At 43.0% G+C, this 11,429-nt stretch carries 13 protein-coding genes; 2 read left to right on the top strand and 11 right to left on the bottom strand.

Annotation, left to right across the window (positions count from 1 at the left end):
- Positions 1-11: 11 nt before the first annotated feature.
- The 7 genes from D8886_RS08105 to D8886_RS08075 all read right to left on the bottom strand — a co-directional run bounded on the left by D8886_RS08105 (position 12) and on the right by D8886_RS08075 (position 7,908).
- Complete coding sequence (locus D8886_RS08105) at positions 12-1,088, bottom strand: carbamoyl phosphate synthase small subunit (RefSeq protein WP_032914151.1); 1,077 nt, start codon at positions 1,086-1,088, stop codon at positions 12-14.
- A gap of 114 nt (positions 1,089-1,202) precedes the next feature.
- Positions 1,203-2,120, bottom strand: a complete 918-nt coding sequence (locus D8886_RS08100; protein ID WP_002895276.1) for an aspartate carbamoyltransferase catalytic subunit — start codon at positions 2,118-2,120, stop codon at positions 1,203-1,205.
- A 106-nt stretch (positions 2,121-2,226) separates the two neighbouring features.
- Positions 2,227-3,510: a uracil-xanthine permease family protein gene (locus D8886_RS08095; RefSeq protein ID WP_125435020.1), complete on the bottom strand. Its 1,284-nt coding sequence runs from the start codon at positions 3,508-3,510 to the stop codon at positions 2,227-2,229.
- A gap of 8 nt (positions 3,511-3,518) precedes the next feature.
- Positions 3,519-4,037 carry a bifunctional pyr operon transcriptional regulator/uracil phosphoribosyltransferase PyrR gene (gene pyrR / locus D8886_RS08090; protein ID WP_002900180.1) on the bottom strand — a complete coding sequence of 173 codons (519 nt, stop codon included), beginning with the start codon at positions 4,035-4,037 and terminating at the stop codon, positions 3,519-3,521.
- 233 nt (positions 4,038-4,270) lie between these two features.
- Positions 4,271-6,793, bottom strand: coding sequence for a pneumococcal-type histidine triad protein (locus D8886_RS08085; RefSeq protein WP_125435018.1), 2,523 nt, complete (start codon positions 6,791-6,793; stop codon positions 4,271-4,273).
- 136 nt (positions 6,794-6,929) lie between these two features.
- Positions 6,930-7,562, bottom strand: a complete 633-nt coding sequence (locus D8886_RS08080; RefSeq protein WP_125435016.1) for a Pr6Pr family membrane protein — start codon at positions 7,560-7,562, stop codon at positions 6,930-6,932.
- Between the two features lie 7 nt (positions 7,563-7,569).
- Entirely contained in the window at positions 7,570-7,908 is a 339-nt protein-coding gene (locus tag D8886_RS08075) for a zinc ribbon domain-containing protein YjdM (RefSeq protein ID WP_002920966.1), read from the bottom strand.
- A 274-nt stretch (positions 7,909-8,182) separates the two neighbouring features.
- Between D8886_RS08075 and D8886_RS08070 the strand changes: the two genes are divergently transcribed.
- Positions 8,183-8,707, top strand: coding sequence for an ECF transporter S component (locus tag D8886_RS08070; RefSeq protein ID WP_125435015.1), 525 nt, complete (start codon positions 8,183-8,185; stop codon positions 8,705-8,707).
- Between the two features lie 20 nt (positions 8,708-8,727).
- Complete coding sequence (locus tag D8886_RS08065; RefSeq protein WP_185761276.1) at positions 8,728-9,261, top strand: transcription repressor NadR; 534 nt, start codon at positions 8,728-8,730, stop codon at positions 9,259-9,261.
- Between the two features lie 120 nt (positions 9,262-9,381).
- Here D8886_RS08065 and D8886_RS08060 read toward each other — a convergent pair whose 3' ends face one another.
- The 4 genes from D8886_RS08060 to D8886_RS08045 all read right to left on the bottom strand — a co-directional run bounded on the left by D8886_RS08060 (position 9,382) and on the right by D8886_RS08045 (position 11,307).
- On the bottom strand, positions 9,382-9,678 hold the full coding sequence (locus tag D8886_RS08060) for a hypothetical protein (protein WP_002912660.1): 297 nt from the start codon (positions 9,676-9,678) through the stop codon (positions 9,382-9,384).
- Positions 9,679-9,722: 44 nt separating this feature from the next.
- Positions 9,723-10,190 carry an 8-oxo-dGTP diphosphatase gene (locus D8886_RS08055; protein WP_125435013.1) on the bottom strand — a complete coding sequence of 156 codons (468 nt, stop codon included), beginning with the start codon at positions 10,188-10,190 and terminating at the stop codon, positions 9,723-9,725.
- A 92-nt stretch (positions 10,191-10,282) separates the two neighbouring features.
- Positions 10,283-10,729, bottom strand: coding sequence for a hypothetical protein (locus D8886_RS08050; protein WP_125435012.1), 447 nt, complete (start codon positions 10,727-10,729; stop codon positions 10,283-10,285).
- 32 nt (positions 10,730-10,761) lie between these two features.
- On the bottom strand, positions 10,762-11,307 hold the full coding sequence (locus tag D8886_RS08045; protein ID WP_125435010.1) for a DUF1697 domain-containing protein: 546 nt from the start codon (positions 11,305-11,307) through the stop codon (positions 10,762-10,764).
- Positions 11,308-11,429 lie beyond the last annotated feature (122 nt).

Raw genomic sequence — 11,429 nt, 5'->3', positions numbered from 1 at the left:
AATCTTGCTTCCTAGTAAGCCTGATGGGCATCCATCATTTCCATAAACTCATCAAAGAGATAGTCTGCATCATGCGGTCCCGGCGCAGCATCCGGGTGGAACTGCACAGAAAAAGCTGGATAGTCCCGATGGCGCACACCTTCGACAGACTTATCATTGATTTCTTCATGAGTCACAATCAGGCATTCTGGCAAATCCTCACGACTGACTGCATAGCCGTGATTTTGACTGGTAAAGTCAACTCGGCCTGTCGCAATCTCGCGTACCGCATGGTTGAAGCCACGGTGGCCGAACTTCATCTTATGCGTCTTGGCACCGTTAGCCATGGAGAAGAGCTGATGTCCCATACAGATCCCAAAAATTGGAATCTTGCCCTGAACACCACGAATCATGTCCAGAGCCTCCGGCACATCTTCCGGATTTCCCGGTCCATTGGACAGCATGACGCCGTCAGGATTGAGCTGGAGAATTTCCTCAGCTCTGGTATCATAAGGCACTACTGTCACGCTGCAGTTGCGCTTAGCTAACTCCCGCAGGATAGAATGTTTGAGACCAAAGTCAACCAATACAACACTGCGACCCGTTCCCGGAGCTGGATAGGACTGCTTGGTAGACACCTGCTTGATGTTATCAGTCGGCAGAACTGTCGCCTGCAGCTGGTCTTGCAAATGCTCAATGCTATCCTCTGCATTGGCAATGGTTGCCCGCATGGTTCCATGCTGGCGGATAATCTTGGTTAGTGCCCTTGTATCAATTCCCGAAATGCCTGGTATCTTTTTGATTTTGAGGAACTCATCCAAAGACAATTGCTGGCGCCAATTGCTGGCACGACGTGCATACTCATAGACCACCACTCCCTTGCAGGTCGGCAGAATGGATTCATAGTCGTCCCGATTGACACCATAATTTCCAACCAAGGGATAGGTAAAGGTCAAAATCTGGCCGTTATAAGACTGATCCGTAATTGATTCCTGATAACCTGTCATGCCTGTGTTAAAGACGATTTCGCCTGTCACAAAAAGATCCGCTCCAAAAGCTTCCCCTTCGAAGATCATGCCATTTTCTAATATTAAAAGTCTCTTTGCCATTGTTCCCTCCTGTCCAAGATGCAGACCGCCCACGACCATCCACATAAGATATATAATAATAGGGAGTGGGATTGCTTCACACAGCTTCACCCACTCCCGGCCTACTGTCCGAGATTATTGACGGCCTTTCAGAACTGCTTCGATAATAGCCATTCTAACAAAGACGCCGTTGGTCATTTGTTCAACGATACGCGATTTTGGTGCTTCGACCAAATGATCCGCAATTTCTACATCGCGGTTAACTGGAGCTGGATGCATCAGAATCGCCGTATCTTTCATGCGGTCATACCGCTCTTGAGTCAGCCCATGCAGTCTGTGGTAATTTTCTTTAGAAAAGATGGACTCGTAGTCATGGCGCTCATGCTGCACGCGCAGGAACATCATGACATCCACTTCTTCAATCACCTCATCAATAGTGACAAACTTACCATAGTCCGCAAACTCCTGGCTCCGCCATTCTTCCGGACCTGCAAAGTAGAGCTCTGCACCCAAGCGCTTGAGAATCTGCATATTTGACTTAGCCACGCGCGAATGGTCCAAGTCACCAGCAATCGCAACCTTGAGGCCTTCAAAGCGACCAAACTCTTGATAAATGGTCATCAGATCCAGCAAGCTTTGGCTAGGATGCTGACCAGAACCGTCTCCTCCGTTAACAATAGAAGTCGTAATGGTTGGGCTTTCCACTAGCTCTTTGTAATAATCCACTTCCGGGTGGCGAATGACACAAACATCAACGCCAAGGGCAGACATGGTCAGGATAGTGTCATACAAGGTTTCTCCTTTATTGACCGAGCTGGTCTTGACATCAAAGTCCAGAAGATCGCAGCCTAACTTCAACTCCGCTACCTCAAAGGCCTTGTGGGTACGAGTCGAAGGTTCAAAGAAGAGGTTAGACACGATATGCTGCTCATCATAATGGACTTTAGCGCCATTTTTAAATTCGATTCCGCGTTTAATCAAGGCCATAACTTCTTCATTTGACAGAGTTTCCATAGAAACAAGGTTCTTAAGAGCGATTTGATTGGATGACATGATGTAATTCTCCTTTATGAAAGAATGAGGGCTTCCAGAGTGCTGCAAGTAAAGTCGCTCTGAGAGCAAGCTATTTTGAACGAAAGTTAATGATTTAGCACCTAGCTCAATCCTTGGGCTCAGGCAGGACAAGATAGAGTACAATTCCCAGAATAGTTGACAAGGCAACTCCTGAGATTTGCAGACCCGACAGCTGCAAGGTCAGACCGCCGATACCAGATACCAAGATGACACTGGCAATCAAGAGATTCTTTTTATTGTCAAAATTGGTCTGTGCTTCGATCAGAATCTTGAGACCGCTCGAAGCAATTACCCCAAAGAGGGCGATAGAAATACCTCCCAGTACAGGACTCGGAATGGATTGGAGCAGGGCTGAGACCTTGCCTACAAAGCTCATGACAATAGCCAGTACCGCTGCACCTGCAATGACATAGACGCTGTAGATTTTATTGAGCGCCATAACTCCGATATTCTCTCCGTAGCTAGTAACTGGCGGTGCTCCGAAAAGCCCTGCAATAATCTGAGCCAGACCATCACCAGTCAAGGTCTTGTCCAGTCCTGGATCCTTGAAGAAGTCCTTACCTGTCAAGCTATTCAGTACCATGACATGCCCGAAGTGTTCCGTCATGGTTACAAAGGCGATAGGCGCCATAGTTAAAATCGCACTAGGATAAAATTTCACATCATAGTCCAAGAAAGGCAGACTCATGGGCGGAAGGTGGAACCAAGAAGCTTCTCCTACCTTGGCAAAAGAAACGATTTCCTGCCCAGTCACGATTCCTAGAATCAAGCTAAAGATGTAGCCGACTATCAGACCTAGCAAGACTGGGATGATTCCCACAATCTTCTTACCATAGATATTAAAGAGAATGACTGCTAAGAGAGTGACCATACCAATAATGAAGTGGGTCAAATCATAAACCTTTTCGCCATTAGCTAGAGTCTTGTTCATCACATCGCTAACAGCTGTTCCAGCCAAGCTCAGACCGATGACCATGATGATAGGCCCTACCACTACTGGAGGCAGCACCTTGTCAATCCAAGCATTACCAGCAAACTTGACAATCAGTGCTACGATAAAGTAAACCAAACCACCAGTGATGGCTCCCTGAGCAACCGCTCCGATACCATCTGTCTTCATCAGCATCTGCATGGCTGCGATATAAGCAAAGCTGGATCCCATGTAGGCTGGAATTTTGTACTTGGTAACAGTCAGATGGGCCAGTGTTCCCAGACCGCTGGAAAAGAGGGCTACCGCTGGGTCAATTCCCACCAGAATCGGTACCAAGACTGTCGCCCCAAACATGGCGAACAAGTGCTGAAAGGATAGTCCTAAAAGCAAACCTGGCTTTGGCATATCATGCACATCATACTTAACATCTTGACTCATTTAGCTAATTACTCCCCCATAATCAAAACGCGATCTTGACCGTCAGTTTCGGTCATCTCAACGATAATCTCCTCAGTTTGGCTAGTCGGAATATTCTTGCCGACATAGTCTGCCCGTATCGGCAGCTCGCGGTGGCCACGGTCTACCAAGACAGCCAGACCAACCCGAGAGGGACGTCCATGACTGACCAGATTGTCGATAGCTGCTCGGATGGTCCGTCCTGTGTAGAGGACATCGTCAATCAGGATTACTTGACGGTCGGTAATATCTACTGGAATCACTGTCGTATCTTCCTCAACCTTGATATCATCTCGAAAAGGCTTGGTATCTACTTCTGCGACTGGAATATCGATATTCTCCAACTGAACCAACCGCTTCTGAATCCGGTGAGCCAAGTGAACCCCACGGGTCTTAATGCCAGCCAAGACCACTTGGTTCAAGTCCTTGTTGCGCTCGATGATTTCATAGGTAATCCGCGTAATCGCGCGATTCATGGTGATGTCATCGACAACTTCTTTTGTTTTCATTCTTTCCTCCTCAAACAATAGAAAAAGTCTCCTTATTACAAGGAGACTTCAGAAAAATCTAGTCAGGCAAGCTAAAACAAGACGCACTTGCTTACACTCCACCCATCTTTTTACTTGCTCCTTGTCTATCTCTCTGGATAGAATTAAAGGATTATTTAATTTTTTATACTATATCACAAATTCAAAACTATTTCAAGAAAAAATTGTATTTTTTCTGCTTGACTGGGTAAGGATTAGTGGCTAGCCTCTTTCTCAGCCTTTTCCTTATCTTTTGAATTCTTTGGATTTTCTTTGTCTTCTGCTTGAGCTGGCTCGTCTTTTAATTCAGGATTTTCAGCAGTTGGCACTTCTTCTGGTGATGGCTTAGAAGAGTTTTCTAGATTCTCATCTTGATTGTTTAACTCTGCTTCAGCAGATCCAGCTGGATGCTCGCTATCGTTTGAAGCTTCTTGACTGCTTGCTTCAGTTGAGGCTGACTTCCCTTGGACATCTGTCTTCATAGGCTCACTTTCCTTAGGCGCTTCCTTGTTTTCTTCTTTTGGATCAGCCGGCTTATTATTGTCAATGCTGCCACCCTGAACATCTGGGAAATGCTGCGCCAAGGCTTTCGGAATTTTATTTTCATTCAATTCAAGCTCTGCTTTAGGGATGTGATTGTCGCTGACATTGATATAAGTCACCGTCTTATTTGGTTCCTGCAGCGCTAAGGTTGTGATTTTATTCTTGTTGACAGCCAGATTGTCTAAAGACCTAAACTGATTAATTCCTTCCAAGTTTTTCAGCTCATTCTCAGCCAAGTTTAAATTCTTCAAGGAAGACTGAGCGGCTGGAATGTCCAAAGATGTAATCTTGTTTTGACTTGCGGACAAAGTTACTAAATTCTTAGCAGCTTCAACTCCTGCCAGCGAAGTCAGACGATTGCCATTTAGGCTTAGAGTTGTCAGATTTGGATTATCCTTCAGGAAGTTCAAGCTCTCAACATTGGAATTATCAGATGTTAATTCTTCAAGTTTGGAAGCTTTGAGGGTATTGAGATTTAAGTTTGGATTATTGGATAAGAAAAGTCTTGTTAAATCTTCTTTTTGGCTCAGAGCAGAAACATCTTGTAGTTGATTATGCTCTAAACTTACCGCTTTTAATTTTGAAAGCTTGGTCAAAGCAGAAATATCAGAGATATTATTGTAGTCAAGGTTCAATGACTCCAGATTTTTCAACTCCGCCAGCGGTGAAATATCGGTAAGGTCATTTCCCGCTGCTGCGACTGTCTTGAGGTTTGGGTAATCCTTTAAGAAAGTTAAATCGGTGATGCCATTCTGGGAAATATCTAAACCTTCCAAGGTCGGAATCTCTTTTAAGAAATCATAGTTGGTAACGCCTGTCTTTGTCATCCATAGCTGTTTCAAATGCTTAAATTGCAGCACTGGTCTGATGTCCTTTATCGGAGTAAAGCCTATTCCCAGAACTTCAATATTTGGCATCAGTTCTAAACCTTTTCTTTCTAGCGGATCTTTGCGCTGGCCGATATTTAAGTATTTCACAGTTGCAAGCCAGGCTTTCATCTTTTCCGTATCCTTCTCATCTGATGGGAATGGGCTGTCCGCCGTAGCATGTAAAATATCTTCAATGATTTCATCATCAAATCCTAGAGTTTTCAAGGTTGCCATACCAACTGCGTCATGAGCGTGTGGATTTCCATGAGGATCAAAAGCCTTAGTCGTATCAATCTCACTGACCAAGGTCGAATGGCTATGATCGCCATGCGGATAGATAAATACCTTTCCTTTATCTGTATCGCTCACTTGAATCAGGCTTTCATCGATTCCTAATTGCTGAGCCAAATAGGCCTTTTTCTTAGCAATTTCTTTCTCGTCTGATGGATTTGGTGAAGGCTCAGGTGTAGGAGCTGGTGCTGGCGACGGTTCTGGCGAAGGCTGTGTTTGCCCTTGTCGGCCATTGTAGGCATCTTCAGCAGCTTTCTTATGTTCTGCGGGAATCAATGACTCCCAAGGTGAAGCAATCAGCTGCTCATAGGGAATGAAATGAGTATGACCGTTATGATCTGCCAGCAAACCAGTAGCCAACTTGCCAGTTACTCCGGTACCTTTAAATAAGAATCCATCACTTGTAGGATAATCAATCCCAGCAAACTGACGTTTAGTTGTCCCTTGCTGCTGGGGAATAGATGGTCTAAGCGTTGGCTGATAAACATGCCCCGTAGGATTGCTAGACGGCGTTGGACGATAACTCGGTGCTTGTGCAAGATTACCCACTGACTGCTTCAAAATATAATGAAAATGATCCCCGTGACGCACAACATAGCCATATTGGTCTTCTGACACAATGTCTCTAGGATTAAAGACATAGCCATCATCAGCAATGCTCATTTGATTTGCCAGCTGAGGGGAGTCTGCAGGCACTTGCCCATCTTTTGGTATCAGATAGGCCCATTTACTATTCTTTAGGTCAGAATAAAAAATAAAGTGCGTATGGCCATCATGCTCTAAAATCAAACCTTCACTAGTTCTAGCTTTAATTTGAGACTCGCTTTTGAAGAGAAAACCATCATCCGTCGGCTTATCAACACCAGGAACTTGTCCTTTTTTGGTCGCCTTGCTTTTCTTCTTCACTTCTTGCTTGGTCTTCACCTTTTCTTGACTGCTTTCCTGTTGAGACGGCTGAGACTGACAAGCCGCCAAGCAAAGATTACAAGCAAGAATGATTCCTGCTAGACTTAACAGTTTCTGATTGTGTTTCATTTTTTCCTCCTGTTTATTTAACCAGTTAATAATTAACTAGTTAACTATATCATACAAATCTGATATTGGCAAGAAAAAATCGAAGCAATATAAAAAAAACAGAGCAAATCTGTTTTTCATCTACAAGTACATGTCTCTAAGAAGTCTTCTTTTTTGAGAATGAGATGGATTTTATCCCGTAAAAGACAAAACCAAAAACAAGATAGGCTGCAAAGATAATCAGACACATCTGGATGACATAAGGCCAGCCTTTCTTAAAGACATTGAGGAAAAAGTAAGGAAATGGATTGTCCTTGGATCTTGGAATATCTATTTTCAAGAAAAAGCCATTAAAGAGAGCAAAGGCCATGTAGACCAAAGGCACACTTGTCCAAGAAATCGGATCAAACCAGCGGTACTGACGCGATTTGTCAAAGATTACTGTATCCAGAAGAAAGGCCAAGGGTACTATATAATGACATAAAAAATTCTCCAGGCGGTAAAAATCTGTCGCAATTGGGGCTAGCAAGAGGTGATAAACGACACAAGTAATCATGATGGACATGGTCACCCCGCCCTTGATTCGCAAGATTTTCGGAGCCTTCCAAGCATCGTCCGGTCTCGTCATCAGATAGACAAGATAGCCCGTAAAGAGCAGGACCAAGAGATTGGACAAAACCGTATAGTACATGAGCATGCCCACGCCATACTTAGTGATTTCCAGATACACACCCAAAAAGGCCAGGATAAAAAGAATAATTCGATAAATTAAGATAAAACGACGATTCATAGAGACCTCAAATTTTCTTAACAAACTCTGACTTGAGCTTCATCGCACCGAAGCCGTCAATCTTACAGTCGATATTATGGTCGCCTTCTACGATGCGGATATTTTTCACGCGCGTTCCCTGCTTGAGATCCTTAGGTGCTCCTTTGACCTTCAGGTCCTTAATCAAGGTAACTGTGTCGCCATCAGTCAGCTTATTGCCATTAGCATCGATCGCTACTGGTCCTTCTTCTGCTTCTTGGACCTCAGCTGGATTCCACTCATAGGCGCACTCTGGGCAGACCAAGAGCGTTCCATCTTCGTAGACATACTCTGAATTACATTTGGGGCAGTTTGGTAAGTTGTTCATTTTCTTCTCCATTTCTAGTCAAGGCTGCTAAATTCCCATACCAGCCTTCTATATATGATTAAGCTCTTCTTTCATTTTTCAAGTCCAGCAGAACACTAATCGATGTGAAGGTCAACTAAATTCTAAAAATCTAGTTTACTCCTATTTCCATACCTTTCTAGTATAAGCTATTTTAAGCATTTTGACAAATCTCTTTTAGGATTTTTACAGGTCTTGACCTTTCTGCAAAAACAGTGTACTATACTAGTGTATATACAGATAAAAAGGAGTCACTATGAAACCAAGATCTAAAAATCAGTTTATGACGCTGACCGCTTTTTTGACTGCACTAGCTATTGTTATCCCGCTAGTTATGCCGATTAAAATTGTCATTCCGCCCGCTTCCTTCACCTTAGCCAGTCATGTCGCTATCTTTTTGGCTATGTTTATCTCCCCTCTCATGACGGTGATTGTCGTGATTGGCTCCACTATTGGATTTTTTATGTCCGGACTTCCTTTTATCATCACGCTCAGAGCCCTATCCCACTTGCTCTTTGCTAGCATCGGCGCTCTTTATCTGCAAAAGCACCCGGACACACTGGACAGCCAGAAGAAGACTTGGATATTTAATTTCCTACTAGCCTTGATTCATGCCTTTGGTGAAGTGGTCGTCTGCATTTTCTTTTACACGACTTCTGCCTATCCAGCTAATGCTTTCTATATCTTATTTGGTCTGGTTGGACTTGGTACGGTCATCCATAGCATGGTCGACTTTGTCATTGCTAAGTTCATCTATCAAGCGCTGAAAAAGATTCGCTAGAGCTTGAAGATTCCTGACTTTTGGTTTACAATGAAGCTATGACCAAGCAAAGACGAGAAGAACTATTAGACCTTTTGAAAACATCATCTGCTGCCCTCAATGGCCAGTCACTGGCGGAGCATTTCCATGTGACCAGACAGATTATAGTTCAAGATATCGCCCTCTTGCGGGCTGATGGTGCCCCCATCCTCTCAACCAATCGTGGCTATCTTTATAAAGACCGCCAAGAAAATGCTGCTGTCCATCAGCTCTTCAAGGTTCAGCATGGGGCTGAGGATATGGAAGCTGAGTTGCTGGCTATCGTGGACAATGGTGGACGCGTACAGACTATTTTGATTGAGCATCCAGTTTATGGCGAAATCCAGACTTACCTGAAGCTGACCTGCCGCCGCGATGTCCAGCATTTTCTCCAGCAAGTCGCATCCTGTGCCTTTCGCCCCTTATCTGAGCTGACAGATGGAGTCCACTATCACCTAGTACAAGCCGACTCCCAGCAGGATTTGGACTATGTAGAAGCCGCCTTGAGAGACCTAGGATTTTTACAGGATAAATAACAAGCAAGAAAAAGACTGATTAGGTCCCAACCTAGTCAGTCTTTTTAGTACATACTCTTGCGCCAACCGGCTTTCAAATGATAGATAGTCGCTATAAAAATCACTGATAAAACAATCAAACTATTCTTTAAAAGAAATTAAAAAAATTAATATTCCAGAAAATACAATACTAATAATTGACAAGACCAAGACCCTATTCTCGTTTAAATCTGTGTACAAAGAATAAAGAAAAATGAGCAAATTAAGCAAAATCACTGATCTATAAAACCTAGATTGGCTCTGCTTCCATCCTTTTAAAGTATGAAAAGCAAATGGAAATCTCAAACCGAATCCAGCATTTCTAGAAGGAAAAAAATGGTTTAAGCCCAAAAGAAAAAATGCAACAATAGCAATCCATAATGAAATCATGACAGTCATCCACCTTTCTATCTTTGCACTTCAGACACAAAAGGAAACATTTTTTAATACATACTCTTGCGCCAGCCGCCTTTGATGCGCTCGTGATAGTAATATTCTGACAGTTCCTCATCTTCCATCATACGCAGAAGTTCTAACATATCGTAGGCCAAGTCCAGCTGTGGCAGGGTTTCCTTGTCTACCCAAGAGATCTCGCCCTCTTCTGTCGAATGAATCTGACCAGAATATTCAGTCGCTTTGTAACAAAAGACAATGTAGCGAATCCCCTCATCCGTATGCCAGTTCTTAACCCCAACCAATTTCGGATGAGAAATATTTAACCCCGTTTCCTCTAAAATCTCACGGACAACTGAATCATGGAGAGATTCTCCCTTTTCAATATGACCACCCGGAAAAGCATATCCAGACCAAGGATAGCGCTCAGGAGAGCGATACTGCATTAGGACTTTACCGCGCGACACATCTTCAACAAGGCAGATGTTTGTTAGGATTGTTTTTTGGGAACGTGACATGGATTTTTTCCTTTCGACACAAATGGAGAATTTTACAGTGACATTGTAATAGCTCATAGCAAGTTTGTTGAGTAGAGAACCTTTGCAAATTATTAATCAATATACCGAACGCGATTAACCTTGATTTTCATGATATAGGGATTTACTAAATCATGGTGTTCATCGTATTCACCTAATAAAAAGCCCTTTCGCAAAATAATTTCATTGTCATTAGTAACATAGTCCATATTAATCGGGACAGAATTTTCTGATCCGATGATGGAGAAATGAAAGAAAACAAAGAACCATGCAAAAAGAGCAGGAAATACACTCAGAATTGCCCAGACAAGATGGAACCAGCGGAACTCTCTATTTTTCAAGAAGAGAAACCATAAGTGGCAAAATATAACAGCTGCCAGAAGAAAAAGCCATTTGTTCCACAAGAGCGGAGTAAAGGACAAGCCAAAGAAACTCAATATAAAATGTAGTAAGACAAAGATAAATAACAAAATATAGAGTGCTAACCAAATAACTTTACTTGAAAATTTCCATTGCTTCACTATTTTCTCACCTTTCATTTTCCAAAGTTTGCTCACTCATTTCCGACCAACTCCACAATCTTCTGGAAAGTCTTGCCGTTTCGGATAGTCAGCTGCTTGTAAAAACTAGACTTAAGCAGTTTCTTATGGTAGTTTGACTTGAGATAGTCCGCTTGGTCAGCATTGCTATAAAAGAAAGCCGTCTGCCCAAAATGCAGTTGCTCCTTGTCATTCGCCCAGATGCCTGCCAGCTCTTGAACGCTCTCCCTGTCTGTCTCCGGCAGATAAAAGAGAACATCACGCCGAAAGGCTGTTTCATCCTGCCACCAAGTAGGCAGATTGGCTCTTTCTTTTTCAAGCATGGCAGAGCTGACAAGGACGAAAGGCAGGGGAAAATCATAAGATCGACTGAAATAAGCCGTCAAAATCTCCCGAATCCTCTCCTCCCGCTCCTCGCTGTCAAAGAAAAGATTGCCACTATTGATGTAGGAAACCGGATTTTCAAAACCCAACCCTGCTAAATCTTTCTTCAAATCAGCCATAACAACCTTGTTTTTCCCGCCGACATTGATGCCGCGGAGTAAAAGTGCATAACGCATGTGTGCTCCTTGTTTATTTCTAAATAGATATTCAAACTTTATACGAATTATCAATTTTTAAGTAATAAATCATTTTTATATTGTTCTTAATTCATAAATCATTTTTATATTGTTCTTAATTC

This window comes from Streptococcus sanguinis (assembly GCF_003943655.1).
GTDB classification, from domain to species: domain Bacteria; phylum Bacillota; class Bacilli; order Lactobacillales; family Streptococcaceae; genus Streptococcus; species Streptococcus sanguinis_F.
This window is presented reverse-complemented; position numbering and strand designations above follow the sequence as displayed.